Raw genomic sequence first — 15,985 nt, forward strand, 5'->3', positions numbered from 1 at the left:
GACCTGTTGGTCTCCCCTGTTGCCGCTTTCTTCGGCTTTTGGGGGTTTTTTTTCCCCCCCCCCCCCCCCCCCGACCCCCCCCCCCCCCCCCGCTCACAACGATGCTGGAATGATGAGGTCATGACGGACACGCCGGAGACGGACCTGGCCGAGGCTGACCGGCCCGAGACCGACGCGCCGGAGCTCCCGCCGAGCCTCGCGCTCGCATGGGGCGTGGCCGAGCGCCCCGAGCGGGTGCCGCGACGGGAGCTCAGCATCGAGCGCATCGTCGAGGCCGCTGTCGAGATCGCGGACGGCGAGGGCCTGGCCGGGCTGTCGATGGCCCGCGTGGCCAAGAGCCTCGGCTTCACCACGATGTCCCTGTACCGGTACGTCACGAGCAAGGACGACCTGTTGCTGCTCATGCAGGAGGCCGCGCTCGACCAGGAGTTCCCGCCGCAGCACGAGCCGCCGGACTGGCGGGCCGAGCTGCGTGAGTGGGCGCTGTTCACGTACGAGCTGTTCCGCGGCCACTCGTGGGTGCTGGACGTCCCGGTGACGGGCGCCCCGCTCACGCCGGCGAGCCTGCGCGCCCTCGACGCGGGGCTCCGCGCGCTGCGTTCCACGGCGCTCTCCGACGACGAGAAGATCGCCACCATCCTGCTCATGAACGGGTACGTCCGGAACGCCGCCCAGCTCTACCGGGACCTGCGGCGGGCCAACACCGAGGGCACGGACGCCGCCGCGGCGGCCGGCCCGGGCCTCGCCGACCTGCTGCGCGCCCTCGTCGACGAGATCCGGTTCCCGTTCCTGCGCCCCATCGTGGAGCGCGGCGCCTACGCGTCGTACCACACGGGGACGCTCGACGACGAGGAGGACGTCGGCTGGGGGCTCGAGCGCACGCTCGACGGCGTCGCCGCGTACGTCGCCGCCCACGGCGAGCGAGGGCCGGAGCCGGAGGACGCGCCCGGGAGCACGCTCCGGGACGCCGGCGTGGCCGAGGCGCTCGCCGTCGCGATGCGCTACTCGTCCGACCCCAAGGTCAAGAAGGCGGCGGCCCGGCGCAAGGAGGCCGACAAGCGCGTCCGCGAGGGCCAGAAGAAGGTGCGCGAGCTCGAGAAGGCCCTGCGCGACGCGCGGAAGGCCGAGGCCGAGGCCGTGCGGGCCGCCCACGAGCGCGCCGAGCGCGACCGCTGAGGGGGCAGGGTCGCCGGGGGGGGCGGCGTGGACGCGTCGGCGGCCCCGGGGCACCGATGGCAGAATCGGCGCGTGCCAGCCGAGACCCGCACCACCCCGACGCCGGACGAGGGCGCGCAGGTCGCGCCGACGCGTGACGAGGTGGAGAGCGCGGCCCGGCAGGCGGCCGACGAGGCCCGCGAGGCGGTCGCGTCGGCGCTGCGGACGGTGATCGCCGGCGACGTCGACACCAGCCCCCGCCGCCGGGCCGAGTACTCCACGGACGCGTCCAACTACCGCGTCGTGCCCGACGTCGTCGCCTTCCCTCGCAGCTCGCGGGACGTGGAGCGCGGCCTCGAGGTGCTGCGCGAGCTGAAGATTCCGGTGACGGCGCGCGGCGCGGGGACGTCCGTTGCGGGCAACGCCGTGGGCACGGGCGTGGTGCTCGACTTCTCGCGACACCTGAACCAGGTGGTGTCGGTGGACCCGGAGGCCGGCACGGCCGTCGTCGAGCCGGGCACCGTGATGTCCACGCTCCAGCGCGCGGGCGCGGCCCACGGCCTCCGGTTCGGCCCCGACCCGTCCACGCAGAACCGCGCGACCCTCGGCGGCATGATCGGCAACAACGCCTGCGGCCCGCACGCCGTGGCGTACGGCCGCACCGCCGACAACGTGGTGGAGCTCGACGTCGTCGACGGCCGTGGCCGCCGCTTCACCGCGGGCCGCGGCGACGCCACGTTCGCCGCCGTGCCGGGCCTGGCGGAGCTCGTGCGCGAGAACCTCGCGCTCATCCGCACGCAGTTCGGCCGGTTCGGGCGCCAGGTGTCGGGGTACTCGCTGGAGCACCTGCTGCCGGAGAACGGGTCCGACCTCGCCAAGGCGCTGGTGGGCACCGAGGGCACGCTCGTCACGGTGCTCGGCGCCACGCTGCGCATGGTGCCCGTGCCCACGGCGCCGACGCTCGTCGTGCTCGGCTACCCCGACATGCCGTCGGCGGCCGACGACGTCCCGCACCTGCTGGCCCACAAGCCGCTCGCGATCGAGGGCCTGGACGCGCGGCTCGTCGACGTCGTGAAGCGCGCCAAGGGGGAGTCGGCGGTGCCGGCCCTGCCCGAGGGCGCGGGCTGGCTGATGATCGAGGTCGGCGGCGCGAGCCAGGACGAGGCGAGCGCGCGGGCCGAGGCGATCGTGACGTCGTCGTCCGCCCTGGCGTCGCTGGTGCTGCCCGCCGGCCCCGACGCCACCAAGATGTGGCAGATCCGGGCCGACGGCGCGGGGCTCGCCGGCCGTACCCCGGCGGGGGAGCAGGCGTGGCCCGGCTGGGAGGACTCGGCCGTGCCGCCCGAGCGGCTCGGCGCGTACCTGCGCGACCTCGAGCAGCTCATGGAGCGCTACGGCGTCGACGGCCTGCCCTACGGGCACTTCGGGGACGGCTGCGTGCACCTGCGCATCGACATCCCGCTGGAGACCTCGGGCTCGGTGCTGCGCACGTTCATGACCGACGCCGCGCGCCTGGTCGCGTACCACGGGGGCTCGCTCTCGGGGGAGCACGGCGACGGCCGCGCGCGCTCCGAGCTGCTGCCGCTGATGTACTCGCCCGAGGCGATCCGGCTGATGGAGCAGGTCAAGGCGCTCTTCGACCCCGAGGACCTGCTCAACCCGGGCGTCGTGGTGCACCCCGCCGCGGTGGACGCCGACCTGCGCCGCCCGGCCGCGACCTCGGTGCCGTCGACGGCGCCGCTGGGGGAGCGGGGCCTCGCCGGCTCGGGCCCGCTGCGCGGCGTCGCGAAGAAGACGGGCCACCTCGGCTTCGCCTTCACGCACGACCACCACGACCTCACGACGGCCGTGCACCGCTGCGTCGGCGTCGGCAAGTGCCGGGCCGACAACCAGGCCTCCGGCGGGTTCATGTGCCCCAGCTACCAGGCGACGAAGGACGAGAAGGACGTCACCCGCGGCCGCGCGCGCGTGCTCCAGGAGGCGGTGAACGGCACCCTCGTGGGCGGGCTGACCGCGCCGGAGGTGCGCGAGTCGCTCGACCTCTGCCTGAGCTGCAAGGCGTGCTCGTCGGACTGCCCGGCGGGCGTCGACATGGCGCAGTACAAGTCCGAGGTGCTGCACCGGACGTACAAGGGCAAGCTCCGCCCGGTGGACCACTACGCCCTCGGGTGGCTACCGCGGTGGGCGCGCCTGGCCGGCGGGATGCCGCGGTTCGTCAACGGTCTGCTCGGCGTCCCGTGGATCGCCAAGGCGGTGCTGTGGGCCGGCGGCATGGACACCCGGCGACAGGTGCCGCAGTTCGCCGAGATCCCGTTCCGTACCTGGTGGAAGCGCGGCTGGGCGTCGCACGGCGTGCCCGGCCTGGGCGCCGGCCAGAAGCCGGGAGACCTGCCCGACCGGGAGCGGCCGAAGGTCGTGCTCTGGGCGGACTCGTTCAGCGACGCGCTCGCGCCGTCCGTGCCGCAGGCCGCGGTGAAGGTGCTGACCGACGCCGGCTACGACGTCATCGTGCCCGACCAGCAGGCGTGCTGCGGCCTCACCTGGATCTCGACGGGACAGCTCGACGGCGCGCGCCGCCGCCTGTCGCAGCTGCTGTCGGTGCTCGGCCCGTACGCCGTGAACGGCATCCCGATCCTGGGGCTGGAGCCGTCGTGCACCGCGGTGCTGCGCTCCGACCTGCTCGACCTGTTCCCCGACGACCCGCGCGCCCAGGCCGTGGCCGACGCCACCCGCACGCTGGCGGAGCTGCTGACCTCCCCGGACACGGCCCCCGACGCCGCGTGGCAGGTGCCCGACCTGTCGGACGTCACCGCCGTCGTGCAGCCGCACTGCCACCAGCACGCGGTGATGGGCTTCTCCGCCGACGAGGCGCTGCTGCGCGCCGCGGGCGCCGACATCAAGGTGCTGGCCGGCTGCTGCGGCCTGGCTGGGAACTTCGGCATGCAGAAGGGCCACTACGACGTGTCGGTGGCCGTGGCCGAGAACGCGCTGCTGCCCGCGCTGCGCGAGCGCGCCGAGGGCACGGAGTACATCGCCGACGGCTTCTCCTGCCGCACCCAGGCGCTGCAGCTCGAGGGCGTGGGCGGTAAGGCCCTCGTGGAGGTCATCGCCGAGCGGCTCTGACCGCTACGCGTCCGTCCGGCGGGTGATCGCGAGGACGCCGGACCGGGCGGGCTCGGGCAGCTCGGGCACCAGCACCACGAGCGACTGCAGCAGCAGCTGCTCCAGCTCCTCGCGCGTGATGCCGCTGCCGCCCAGCCAGGCGGCGGTGACGTTCTCGACCAGCGCCACCCACCCGCGAGCCAGCAGCTGCAGCCGCCCGCTGGGGGTGAAGCCGATGACGCCGGCGGTGGCCGTCATGCGCTCGACCAGCGCCGACCGGACGCGCTGCAGGGCGTCCTCGGTGACGTCGTCGCCGGCGAGCGCGCCGCGCCAGATGTCCTCCCACACCCGCCGGTGCGCGGTCACCGACCCCAGGAACAGGCCCATCGCGTGCGCCGGGCGCTCGGCGAGGGGACGATCGTCGGGTGTCAGGAGGGTCTGCTCGAGGTCGGCCACCGCCTCGAGCGCGACCGTGCGCCGCAGCCCCGCCGTCGAGCCGAAGTAGTGGAAGACCAGCGCCTTGGACGCCCCGGCGCGCGCGCCCACCGACGCGGGCGTCAAGGAGTCCAGCCCGTCCTCGGCGGCGGCCTTCGTGGCCACGTCGAGCAGCTCGCGACGCCGGTCGGACGGCTCGCGACGGGTCCGGGGGCGCGGGTCGGCGGAGGGCATGACCACAGTTCTACGTCGTTATTGACCAGTAGTCAACACTGGTCGTACAGTTGTTGATCGCAGGTCAACAGTGCGTCGCGTGCGGCGGGACAGGAGCAGGGGTGCAGATCACGCTGAGCGGGGTGCGGGTCGAGGGCCGGCGCGAGCCGATGCTGGAGGCCACCGACCTCGCCTGGTCCACGGGGGAGTGCCTCCTCGTGGCCGGCGAGCCCGGGCACGGGCACACCGCGCTCGCGCTCGTCGCGACCGGCAGGTTCGCGCCGTCCGACGGTGCTGTGCGCCTCGACGGCGCCGCCCTGCCGCCGTCCGCGCTGCGCGCGGTCACCGCCGTCGTCGACGTCCCGGGCATCAGCGAGCCCGACGACGCCCTGTCCCTGGCCGACGTCGTGGCCGAGGGCCTCGCCCTGGCCGGTCGCCGCTCCCTGCCGCGCGACGTGACCCGCTGGCTCGAGGAACGCTCCCTCGCCGAGGAGCGCGGCCGCCGCGTGGACCAGCTCGCGGGCGCCGTGCGCACCGCCGTCCTCGCGGCCCTGGCCGCCGAGAACCCGGACGTGCGGTTCGTCGTGCTGACGCTGCCCGACCGGCACGGCGGCGAGCCCGCCGGGTGGTGGGAGACGGCCCGCGCGCTCGCCGCGTCCGGCCTCGGCGTGCTGGTCCAGTGCACGCGGTCCTCGGCCCGCGAGCTCGGCGCCGACCTGCCGCCCGCGCGCGGGCAGAGCATCCACGAGCCGCCGCAGGTCGTGCTGCGCGAGACGCCCGGCGCGCCGCCCGAGGCTCCGGCGCCGTCCGACGACGAGACCCTCGCGCTGCCCGCGGCGTCACTCGCGGAGGCGACCGCCGTCGTGCCCGCGGTCGTGCCCGCGGTCGTGCCCGCGCCCGCGCCCGAGCCCGAGCCGGATGAGGACGGCGACCTCGAGATCGAGGACGAGCTGGAGCCGTCGCCCGACCCGGACCCGCGCGCCGAGGAGGACGTCGACGAGGCGCCCGAGGCGGCCGCGGACGACACGCCCATCCACGACACGCCCATCCGCGACACGCCCATCCACGACACCCTGGTCGCGGCACCGAGCGACGGCGCACCCACCGACGACGCACCCACCGACGAGACCCAGGAGGAGGCCCGATGACCGCGGTCCGGCTCGCGCTCTCGGAGCTCAAGCGCCTCGCGGCCGGGCGGCTCCCCAAGCTCGCCATCCTCGCGATGGCGCTCATCCCCACGCTGTACGCGGGGCTGTACCTGTTCGCCAACCACGACCCGTACGGGCAGCTCGAGCAGGTACCAGCGGCCGTCGTCGTGCAGGACGAGGGCACCACCACGACGGACGCGGAGACGGGCGAGAAGACCGAGCGGGACTTCGGCCGCGACGTCGCGGACCAGCTGCTCGACGACGGCGGGTTCGGCTGGGTCGAGACGTCCCAGGCGGACGCGGAGGCGGGCGTGCGCTCCGGGCGCTACGACGCGGCGCTCATCATCGGGCCGACGTTCTCGGCCGACCTGGCGTCGGCGGGGGAGTTCGAGCCGCAGCAGGCCAGCCTCACGCTCATCACCAACGACGCGAACAACTACCTCGCGGGCACCATCTCGGACACGATCGTGGGCAAGGTGCGCGACTCCATCGCGGAGGAGGTCGGCACGGAGGCGGCGGACACGTTCCTGCGCGGCTTCGCGTCCATCCACACCAATCTCGCGGACGCGGTGGACGGCGCGCAGAAGCTGCTGAAGGGCGCCACGACGCTCGACGACGGCCTCGCGGACGCCGACGACGGCGCGCACACGCTCGCCGACGGCGCGCAGCAGGCGGCGGACGGCGCCGCGACGCTCGACGGCAAGGTCGGCACCCTGGCGTCGGCGGTCGGGCAGCTCGACGACGGCGCGGGACAGCTCGCGTCCGGGCTCGGGACGCTGCAGGACAAGACCGCGGACCTGCCCGCCCAGACGAAGAAGCTGTCCGACGGCGCGGCGCAGGTGGCCGACGGCAACGCGCAGGTCGCGCAGTACGGCCGCGAGGCCGCGGACGCCGCGGGGCAGGTGCTGCCCACCCTCGACGGCGCCCGCTCCGACGCGGCGGACGCCCTGGACCAGGGGCGCGCGGACCTCGACCAGCAGCTCGCCGACCTCTGCGCGCAGGTGCCGGACGACGCCGCCGACCTCGCGACACAGTGCGCCGACCTGCGCACCCAGGCGCTCGACCGGCTGGACGCCACCCGCGCCGACGTCGACGGCGCCCTCGACGCGCAGCGGTCCGACGTGAAGGCCGCGGTGTCGAAGGTCGAGGGTGCCTCGACCAAGCTCGGCCAGCTCGCCGACGGGTCCCGGCAGGTGGCCGACGGCGCAGCGACGCTCGCGGGCGCGACGCCGCAGCTCACGGCAGGCATCGCGTCGGCGGCGGACGGCGCGGACCGCCTGGCCGACGGCACCGGGCAGCTTGCCGACGCCACGCCCGCCCTCGTCGACGGCGTGCACCGGTTGGCCGACGGCACGGGTCAGGTCTCCGACGGGGCCGCCGACCTGGCGGCCGGAACGACGAAGCTCGCGGACGGCTCCGGGGAGCTCAAGGGCGGCATCAAGGACCTGCGCGACGGGCTCGCCGAGGGCCTGGGCCAGATCCCCGACCTCGACGACCAGACGCGCGAGGACACGGCCTCCACCATCGGCAACCCGCTGGAGGTGCGCAACGAGGCGCTGTCGTCGGCGGGCACCTACGGCGCCGGGCTCGCGCCGTTCTTCCTGTCGCTGGCCACGTGGATCGGCGCGTACGTGCTGTTCCTGCTGGTGCGGCCGCTGTCGACGCGGGCACTCGCGGCGGGCCGGTCCGCGTTCGCGACGGCGCTGGGCGGTTGGGCGACGCCGGCCGCGATCGGCGTCGTGCAGGTGGCGGCGATGTTCGCCGTGACGAAGTTCGCGCTGGACATCCAGCCGTCGTACGGGCTGTTCACCGCGCTGTTCCTGGTGCTGGTGTCGGCGACCTTCGTCGCGATCCTCCAGGCGCTGAACGTCTGGCTGGGGGCGGCGGGCCAGTTCCTGGGGCTCGTGCTCATGCTGGTGCAGCTCGTCACCGCGGGCGGCACGTTCCCGTGGCAGACCATCCCGCAGCCGCTCAAGGCGATGCACCAGTTCATGCCCATGACGTACGCCGTCGAGGGGCTGCGCCAGCTCCTGTACGGCGGCAACCTCGCGACCGTCTCCCGCGACGTCACGGTGCTGGTCGGCGTCCTCGTCGTCGCCCTCGCCCTCACGACGCTCGCCGCCCGCAAGCAGCGCGTGTGGACGGTGACCAAGCTGCAGCCCGAGCTCGTCCTCTGACGGGTGCCGAACAGGCAGTTGACACCGTGATGGGGCTCCGCCGGGCCCGATCACGGTGTCAACTGCCTGTTCGGCGGGGGCAGGATGGGCGCGTGGAGTTCCAGGACGTGGTGCGACGACGGCGGATGGTGCGGCGGTTCACGGACGAGCCCGTGGCCCCGGAGACGGTGGAGCGGCTGGTGGGCAACGCCGTGCGGGCCCCCAGCGCGGGGTTCTCGCAGGGCTGGTCGTTCCTCGTGCTGACGGAGCCGGAGGACCGCGAGCGGTTCTGGGTGGCGACGACGCCGGACGCGTCGCAGCGCGACATGTCCGCATGGCTCGCGGGGATGCGTACCGCGCCCGTGCTGGTCGTGGCGCTGTGCTCGAAGGAGGCCTACCTCCGCCGGTACGCCGAGGACGACAAGGGCTGGACCGACCGCGACGAGGCGCGCTGGCCGGTGCCCTACTGGCACGTCGACGCCGGCATGGCCTCCCTGCTCATGCTGCAGACCGCAGTCGACGAGGGCCTCGGCGCCTGCTTCTTCGGCATCGGGGCCGGCGAGATGCCCGCGTTCCGGGCGGCGTTCGGCATCCCCGACGGGTGGGTCCAGACCGGCGTCGTGGCCGTCGGGCACCCCGCCGACGGCGGGGCGAAGGGCTCTCCGACGCGCCGGCGGCGCAAGCCGCTGGAGGACGTCGTGCACCGCGGGCGGTGGTGACGGCCGGTCAGGGCCCGACGGAGCGGACCGCCGCGGCGAGCGCCCCCACCGCCTCCTCGACCCGCGCGTCGGCGAGGTTCCCGTACCCGACCACCAGGGCCTCGGCGGGAGCGCCGGGCAGCGGCGCCGCCGTGACGCGGTAGCGCCGCACGTCGGCGACCGCGACGTCGCGCGCCGCGGCGGCCCGCACGACGTCGGCCGCGGCGACGCCGTCGGGCAGGCCGAGGACGACGTGCAGCCCGGCCGCGAGGCCGCTCACAGGCAGGCCGGGGAGCGCGGCGTCGAGCGCGTCGAGGAGGGCGGCGCGGCGGCGGCGGAACCGGCCCCGCGCGGCGCGCAGGTGGCGCTCGTAGCCGCCGTCGGACAGGAACCGCGCCAGCGCGAGCTGGTCCACCGTCGACGGCGCCACGCCGTCGGGCCGGGCGTCGAGGCGCTCGCGCCACCGCGGCGGCAGCACCAGCCAGCCCAGCCCGAACGCGGGCGAGACGGTCTTGCTGAGCGACCCGAGGAGCGCCACACGCCCCGGGTCGTGCCCCTGCAGCGCGGCCACGGGTCGCCGGTCGTAGCGGAACTCGGCGTCGTAGTCGTCCTCGACGACCAGCCCGTCGACGGCGCGGGCCCACGACACGAGCGCGTCGCGTCGCTCGGGCGCGAGCGCGACTCCCGTGGGGAACTGGTGGGCCGGTGTGACGAGGGCGGCCCGCGCGCCCGTGCGGGCGCCCGCCGCAACGAGGGCGTCCACGTCCACGCCGCCCCCGTCGACGGGGACGGGCACAGGGACGAGGCCGCCGTCGCGGGCGACGTCGCGCAGGCGCCCCCAGCTCGGGTCCTCGACCAGCAGCGCGCGGTGGCCGGCGGCCTTCAGCGCGCGCACGAGCCGGGCCATGCCGTCCGTCGCGCCGTGGGTGACGAGGACGTCGTCCGCGCCCGCGCAGGTGGAGCGCGCCCGCGCCAGGTAGGCGGCCAGGGCCGCGCGGGTGCCGGGGTGGCCGGCGGGGTCGGGCGCGCCGAGGTCGGCGTCGGGGGCGTCGGCGAGGGCGTCGCGCAGGGCGCGCAGCCACGCCGCGCGCGGCACGTGGCGCAGGTCGGGGACGCCGGGGGCGAGGTCCAGACGTGCGCGGGCACCCGGGGCGTCAGGGCGGGCAGACGGTCCTGGGGAGGGGGTCGGTCGGACGGCGCGCGCGGCGCCGGCCGCGATCCGCGTGCCGGACCCGACACGCGCCTCGCAGAACCCCTCCGCGACGAGCTGCCCGTAGACCTCCGTCACGACCCACCGGGACACGCCCAGCGTCTCGGCGAGCGCACGGCTCGGGGGCAGCGCGGCACCGGCCGGGACGCGCCCGGCGTGGACGGCGTCCCGGACCGCGCGCTCAAGACGCGCGACCAGGGGCGCGTCGTCGTGCCCGAGGTCGAGCACGGTGTCCCACGCGAGGCGCGGATTGGTCTGGGCAAGTGCCATGTCATTGGACGGTACACCCGGGCCGATCGACTCCTAGCGTCGGTCGTGTCAGCCGGCGGGCCACGCCGGCGCCCACGAACAGGAGCACCCATGCGCTACCGCACCCTCGGTGACGGCACCACCTCGTTCGACGTCAGCACCCTGTGCCTCGGCACCATGTACTTCGGCACCCGGACGGACGAGAGGACGTCGTTCGCGATCCTCGACCGCTTCGTCGAGGCCGGCGGCACCTTCCTCGACACGGCGAACAACTACAACTCCTGGGGCCTGGGCCACGGCCGCGACAGCGAGGACCTGCTCGGCCGCTGGCTCGCGGCCCGCGGGAACCGGGACCAGCTCCGCCTGGCCACCAAGGCGGGCGCCGCGAAGAAGGACCCGAACCTGCCGCTGCAGATGGAGGCGCCCACCAACTACCAGGGGCTGGGCGCGGAGACGATCGCCTGGGAGGCGCGCGAGAGCCTGCGCCACCTGGGCGTGGACCACATCGATGCCTACTACGGGCACGTGGACGACTACGACACCCCGCTCGCCGAGACCGTCGGCGCATTCGGCAAGCTCCAGGCGGAGGGGATCATCGGCATCGCCGGCATCTCCAACGTCGCGCTGCACCGCGTCGTCGAGGCCCGCGAGGAGGCCCGCCGCCAGGGCGTCGCGCCCTACGGGCTGGTGCAGCAGCAGCTCACCTACCCCTACCCGCGGCCCGACGTCGGCCGCCACAACTGGGCGTCGTACGAGCTGCTCGACTACGCGCGAGCCTCGTCCGACGCGGGCAGCCCGCTCGCCGTCGTCGCCTACTCGCCGCTCATGCAGGGCGCGCTGGTCCGCGACGACAAGCCGCTGTGGGACGGCTTCGACCACCCCACCACCCACGAGCGGCTGCGCGTGCTGCGTGAGGTGGCGGCCGAGATCGGCGCCACCCCGAACCAGGTGGTGCTCGCCTGGCTGATGGGCGGCGACGTGCCCGTCGTGCCCATCGCGGGCGCGAGCAGCCTCGCCCAGCTCGAGGAGATCCTCGGCGCCGTCGAGCTCGACCTCGACCCGGAGCTGCGCGCGCGCCTCGACGCCGTGTGACGCGTGCTCGCGTCAGTCCCCGCCGCGGCCGGTCGTCACTCGAGCCACTCGGTGACGAACCGGTCGTTGGCGTGCACGTGGATCGCCTCGTACACCTCCGGCCCGATCACCGTGAACTTGTGCGGCGTGCCCGCCGGCGCCACGAGGATCTGGCCGCCCACCGCGACCACCTCGTCGTCGCCCACCCGGAACAGCGCCCGCCCCGACCGCACGACGAACGTCTCCGTGTAGGGGTGCCGGTGCAGGCGCGGGCCGGCGCCGTCGCGGTCGATCCGCTCGAACATCAGGGACACGGTGGAGCCGTGGAGGTACCCCTCGAAGTCGGCGTCCGGCAGGGTGGACTGCTCGATCAGCTCGATGCTCATGGGGTGATGACCGCGGCGCCGCGGTGAACTGAGCGGCGCCCGGCCGACACGTCAGGGCAGCGGGAGGTCGAGCCCCCGGCGCAGGCGGTCGCGGACGGCGCGGGGCAGCTCGCCCCAGTCGTCCACGGTGTCGAGGTCGACGGCGGTGCCCGGGCGCCGCAGCACCACCGCCCGCAGTCCGGCGCGCTCCGCCTCGGCGACGTGCGCCGCCCGCGACCCCTCCCCGAAGCGGAAGGCGAACGGCGCGGCGGCCGGCAGCGCGAGCAGGTTGGTGCCGGCGAGGTGCCGGTCGGTCGCGACGACGGCGGTCGCCGGGCCGTCCGCGTCGTCGGGGTGCGCGTCGTCGGAGGCCGCGCCCGCGGCGAGGAGGGCGGCGACGTCGTCCGTCCCCAGCAGCGGCAGGTCGGCGTGCGCGACCACGAGGCGCGCGGCGCCGCGCTCGACGGCGAGCTCCCGGCCGACGTCGAGCGCCGCGTTCAGCCCGGGCCGCTCGGGAGGCTGGGCCACGATCTCGACCGGTGGCCCGCCCGGCGCGGCAGTTCCGGTCCGCGTCGGCAGCCCGAGCTGCCGCGCCGAGCCGGAACTGCCGACACGAGCGTGGGGTCCGAGCGTCTCGACGGCGAACGGGACGTCCGCAGTGACCACGAGCACCCGGTCGACGCCGTCCGACGCCCGCAGGACGGCGACGACGTGCCGGGCCAGCGCCGCCACGAGCCGCCGCCTGGCCGCGGGGTCGAGCGCGGCGGCCAGCCGCGACTTGCCGGAGACGCCGTCGCGCAGCGGCACGACGGCGACGGTGCCGCCCGTCATCCGAGGGCGAGGAGCTCGCGGGCCAGGCGCTCGCGACCGGCGGGCCCGCCCATGATCGTGTCGGTGACGAGCACCTCCACCCCCAGGTCGCGGATCGGGCCGGCGAGGTTCGCGTCGGCGTCGTCGATGACCATCACGTCCACGAGGCCCGCGTAGAGCCGGGCCACGCCCAGCGCGGACACCTCGTGCCCGAGCGTCTCCAGGATCTGCGCGGCCGGGCCCTTGATCGCCTGCCCGCCCACGATGGGGCTCACGGCCACGCGCCGCGCGGGCGAGGCCAGGACGGCGTCGCGCACCCCGGCCACGGCCAGCACCGGCTCCACGGACAGGAACGGGTTGGACGGCGCGACGACGAGCAGGTCGGCGTCCGTGACGGCGTCGAGCACCCCGGGCGCGGGCCGGGCGGCGTCCACGCCGTCGAGCTCGATCCCCAGGACGGCGTCGGCGTGCTGCCGCCGCACGAAGTACTCCTGGAACGCCACCCGCCCCGACGGCGTCTCGACCAGCGTGCGCAGCCGGTCGTCGGTGACGGGCAGCAGCCGCGCCCGCACCCCCAGGGACGAGGCGAGCCGGGCCGTCACGGCGCCGAGCGGTTGCCCGTCGCGCAGCGCGGCCGTCCGCACGACGTGGGTCGCCAGGTCGCGGTCGCCGAGCGTGAACCAGGTGTCCTCGCCGAGGCGCGCGAGCTGGTCGAGGGTCGTGTACGTCTCGTCGGTCAGCCCCCAGCCGCGGGCCTCGTCGTTCAGCCCGGCGAGGGTGTACATGACGGTGTCGACGTCGGGGGAGACCAGCAGGCCGTGCCGCTCCGTGTCGTCGCCGACGTTCACGACGACGGTGAGGCCGCCGTCCGCGGTCGGGGCGCCGCCGTCGGGCAGGGCGAGGGCGAGGCCGTGCGCCAGGCGGGCGCCGCCGACGCCGCCGGCGAGAAGGGTGACGCGTGTGCTCACCCGACGAGCCTACGGTCCCCCCGGCCCCGCCCGGGTGCGTGGACCGGTGCCGCCGAACAGCCGGTGGCGCCGAACAGGCAGCTGGCACCGGTATCGGGGCCCGAGCGGCCCCATAGCGGTGTCAACTGCCTGTTCGGCACGCAGAATGGGCGTATGGCCGTCTTCGCTTTCTCCGTCGCCCCGCTCGGCGCGGGCGAGTCCGTCGCGGACTCCGTCGCCGCCGCCGTCCGCATCGTCCGCGAGTCGGGGCTCCCCACCCGCACCACCGCGATGTTCACCGAGATCGAGGGGGACTGGGACGAGGTGATGCCGGTGATCCAGCGCGCCACGGAGGCCGTGGGCGCGGGCGGGCACCGCGTGTCGCTGGTGATCAAGGCGGACATCCGCCCCGGGTACACCGGTCAGCTGGACGCGAAGATCGCGCGCGTCGAGGAGCGGCTCGCCGACGACGGCGGCGCCGGGCACGCGTAGCCCCGGCGCCTGACGACCGTCCGTCCGACCTCGTCGGAGGGCGTCCACGCGCGCCGCCGCGCGTCTGGGAGGCTGCTGTGGTACAGGACACGTCGCGGGGGCCGTAGGCTTGGCCGGGATCCGGCCGCCCGGGCCGTGATCTGAGCCAGGAGTGGTCTGCATGCCCCTGTTCGAGGTCGACGCCCAACGGCCCCTCCTCGTCCAGCCCGACCGGTCGCCCGCAGCAACCGCGCAGGGCGTCGGCACCACCGCTCACCGGGTGGTGGACAGTCACATCGACGGGCTGCTGGGTGAGCAGATCTTCCCCGTCAGTCCCGGCGCCGGGCCGGACGAGCCCCACCTCCTCGCGCTCGACGCGACCGGGTCGCCGGTCGTCGTGGAGCTCGTCGCCGACCTGGACCGCGCCGCCCTCACGCGGGCCCTCGACCACGCCGGCGCCGCCGGCCGGCTGACCCGCGGCGCGCTCGCCGAGCGGTACCACGGCGGCCCGGCGGCGTTCCACCGCGACGTGTCGGCGTTCTACGACAGCGTCCCGATCACGCGCTCGCAGCCCGGCCGGAGCAGCGCGCGGCTCATCGTCATCTGCCAGGAGGCGAGCGAGGAGATCCTCAACGCCGTCGACTTCCTGCGCCAGCCGACGATGCCGGTCGAGGTGCTGAAGATGGGCGTCGTGCACAGCGCGGACGGCCGCCGCTTCGTCGACGTGTCGCCGCTCGTCATCCACCCGGCGTCCGCGCCGTCGGCCCCGAGCCTGTCCGCGCCGGAGAGCGCCCGGCCCGGGCTCGGTGTCCCCGCGACCGACGCCGTCTCGTCCGCGCCGCGACCGGCCGACGCGCGCGCGGCCGACGCGCCCGTCGGCGTCGACCCCGAGACCTTCGCGGAGGGGGTCGCGGTCGGCCTCGCCCTCGGCGGGAAGATGCCCGCCGCGACGCAGCCGGCGCGGGACCACGTGGACGCCGCCCCGCCTACCCGCACGCGCCGCCGCGCCGCGCGGCCCCGGACCGCGGAGTCCGGCGCCGACGCGGGCCTGCCGAGCGGCCCGCTCCCCGTGCCGGCGGGCCCGCCGCCGGCCCCGGACCCGGCGCCCGCGCCCGCCCCCGCTCCGCACGCGGAGCCGGACGACCTGGACACGACGCTGGAGCACCTGCCGCGCCCGCTGGCGAGCCGCCGCTCCGCCGCGGCCGAGGTCCCGGAGCCGCCGCGCCGCCGGTCGCGGTCCGACCGCTTCACGTCGCACCCCGAGGTCGACGAGCCGGCACCCGGGCGCGCCGGGCTGGGCCAGGCCTTCGCCGAGGTCGCCGCGCCGGCCTTCGACCTGCCGGTGCCCGAGCCTCGGTGGTCCGGCGTCGAGGACGACCTTCCCCGTCTGCAGGTGCCGCCGCTGGACCCGCCGCGGCTGAGCGCCCCGCCGCTGGACTCGCTCGACGACGGCTGGACGCCCGCGCCCCGGGACCCGGGCTACGACCCGCTGACCTCGCCGGTGCCGCCGGAGCCCGCCCACCGGCCGTGGGCGGCGCCGGAGCCGGCCCGTCAGGCGTGGGAGCCGCAGGAGCCCGTCCGCCAGCCGTGGGAGTCCCCGGAGCCGGCACCCCGGCCGTGGGAGCCCGTGCCGGGCGACGACGAGGTGGACGAGGACCTGGTCGCGCTGGCCCGCACGCTGGTGCACCCGACGACGATCGTCTGGTCCCGTCCGCGCCGCCGGCAGTACTTCGAGGCCGTGCTGCACCAGGACGGGGCGATCGAGCTCGCCGACGGGTCGCGCTACCGGCACCCCGATCATGCGGCGTCGGCGGCGTCGGGCTCGCCCACCGCCGACGGCTGGAGCGTGTGGCGCCTCGGCACCGACGGCCCCACCCTGCTGGACGCCTACCGCCACCGCTTCGCCTGAGTGTTGTGAGCGGGCGTTTGGCCCTGTTTCGCGACCGAAACAGGGC

The 15,985-nt window shown here is 75.8% G+C and carries 13 protein-coding genes; 8 read left to right on the forward strand and 5 right to left on the reverse strand.

Features of this window, described 5'->3' with window-relative positions:
• Positions 1 to 120 precede the first annotated feature (120 nt).
• Both ACWF41_RS19955 and ACWF41_RS19960 read left to right on the forward strand, forming a co-directional pair.
• Complete coding sequence (locus ACWF41_RS19955; protein ID WP_380325702.1) at positions 121 to 1,176, forward strand: TetR/AcrR family transcriptional regulator; 1,056 nt, start codon at positions 121 to 123, stop codon at positions 1,174 to 1,176.
• Positions 1,177 to 1,248: 72 nt separating this feature from the next.
• Entirely contained in the window at positions 1,249 to 4,278 is a 3,030-nt protein-coding gene (locus tag ACWF41_RS19960; protein WP_380325705.1) for an FAD-binding and (Fe-S)-binding domain-containing protein, read from the forward strand.
• Positions 4,279 to 4,281: 3 nt separating this feature from the next.
• Here ACWF41_RS19960 and ACWF41_RS19965 read toward each other — a convergent pair whose 3' ends face one another.
• Positions 4,282 to 4,926, reverse strand: a complete 645-nt coding sequence (locus tag ACWF41_RS19965; RefSeq protein WP_380325708.1) for a TetR/AcrR family transcriptional regulator — start codon at positions 4,924 to 4,926, stop codon at positions 4,282 to 4,284.
• 101 nt (positions 4,927 to 5,027) lie between these two features.
• Here ACWF41_RS19965 and ACWF41_RS19970 point away from each other — a divergent pair, with 101 nt between their 5' ends.
• From ACWF41_RS19970 to ACWF41_RS19980, 3 genes are all read left to right on the forward strand, one after another.
• Positions 5,028 to 6,053: an ABC transporter ATP-binding protein gene (locus ACWF41_RS19970; protein ID WP_380325711.1), complete on the forward strand. Its 1,026-nt coding sequence runs from the start codon at positions 5,028 to 5,030 to the stop codon at positions 6,051 to 6,053.
• Positions 6,050 to 8,230 carry a YhgE/Pip domain-containing protein gene (locus ACWF41_RS19975; protein ID WP_380325714.1) on the forward strand — a complete coding sequence of 727 codons (2,181 nt, stop codon included), beginning with the start codon at positions 6,050 to 6,052 and terminating at the stop codon, positions 8,228 to 8,230. Before ACWF41_RS19970 ends, ACWF41_RS19975 begins: the two co-directional genes overlap by 4 nt.
• 92 nt (positions 8,231 to 8,322) lie before the next feature.
• Complete coding sequence (locus ACWF41_RS19980; RefSeq protein ID WP_380325819.1) at positions 8,323 to 8,928, forward strand: nitroreductase family protein; 606 nt, start codon at positions 8,323 to 8,325, stop codon at positions 8,926 to 8,928.
• A 7-nt stretch (positions 8,929 to 8,935) separates the two neighbouring features.
• Here ACWF41_RS19980 and pdxR read toward each other — a convergent pair whose 3' ends face one another.
• Positions 8,936 to 10,387 (reverse strand): MocR-like pyridoxine biosynthesis transcription factor PdxR, encoded by a 1,452-nt coding sequence (gene pdxR, locus ACWF41_RS19985; RefSeq protein ID WP_380325816.1) that lies wholly within the window; start codon positions 10,385 to 10,387, stop codon positions 8,936 to 8,938.
• A gap of 90 nt (positions 10,388 to 10,477) precedes the next feature.
• On the opposite strand from pdxR, the gene ACWF41_RS19990 reads away from it, so the two are divergent.
• Complete coding sequence (locus tag ACWF41_RS19990) at positions 10,478 to 11,458, forward strand: aldo/keto reductase (RefSeq protein WP_380325813.1); 981 nt, start codon at positions 10,478 to 10,480, stop codon at positions 11,456 to 11,458.
• Positions 11,459 to 11,493: 35 nt separating this feature from the next.
• Here the strand turns inward: ACWF41_RS19990 and ACWF41_RS19995 are convergent, their stop codons facing one another.
• The 3 genes from ACWF41_RS19995 to cofD are packed head-to-tail and all read right to left on the reverse strand — an operon-like array spanning position 11,494 to position 13,580.
• Complete coding sequence (locus ACWF41_RS19995) at positions 11,494 to 11,823, reverse strand: cupin domain-containing protein (protein ID WP_380325810.1); 330 nt, start codon at positions 11,821 to 11,823, stop codon at positions 11,494 to 11,496.
• 51 nt (positions 11,824 to 11,874) lie between these two features.
• The gene (cofC, locus tag ACWF41_RS20000) at positions 11,875 to 12,633 is read right to left on the reverse strand and encodes a 2-phospho-L-lactate guanylyltransferase (RefSeq protein ID WP_380325807.1); all 759 of its coding nucleotides are present in this window, start codon (positions 12,631 to 12,633) and stop codon (positions 11,875 to 11,877) included.
• A complete protein-coding gene (gene cofD, locus ACWF41_RS20005) occupies positions 12,630 to 13,580 on the reverse strand; it encodes a 2-phospho-L-lactate transferase (RefSeq protein WP_380325805.1) in 951 nt (316 codons plus the stop codon). Before cofD ends, cofC begins: the two co-directional genes overlap by 4 nt.
• A gap of 153 nt (positions 13,581 to 13,733) precedes the next feature.
• On the opposite strand from cofD, the gene ACWF41_RS20010 reads away from it, so the two are divergent.
• Both ACWF41_RS20010 and ACWF41_RS20015 read left to right on the forward strand, forming a co-directional pair.
• Positions 13,734 to 14,051 carry an MTH1187 family thiamine-binding protein gene (locus tag ACWF41_RS20010; protein ID WP_380325802.1) on the forward strand — a complete coding sequence of 106 codons (318 nt, stop codon included), beginning with the start codon at positions 13,734 to 13,736 and terminating at the stop codon, positions 14,049 to 14,051.
• Positions 14,052 to 14,211: 160 nt separating this feature from the next.
• Entirely contained in the window at positions 14,212 to 15,939 is a 1,728-nt protein-coding gene (locus ACWF41_RS20015) for a restriction system modified-DNA reader domain-containing protein (RefSeq protein WP_380325799.1), read from the forward strand.
• Positions 15,940 to 15,985: the final 46 nt, after the last annotated feature.

It is taken from the genome of Isoptericola sp. NPDC055063, from assembly GCF_053608125.1.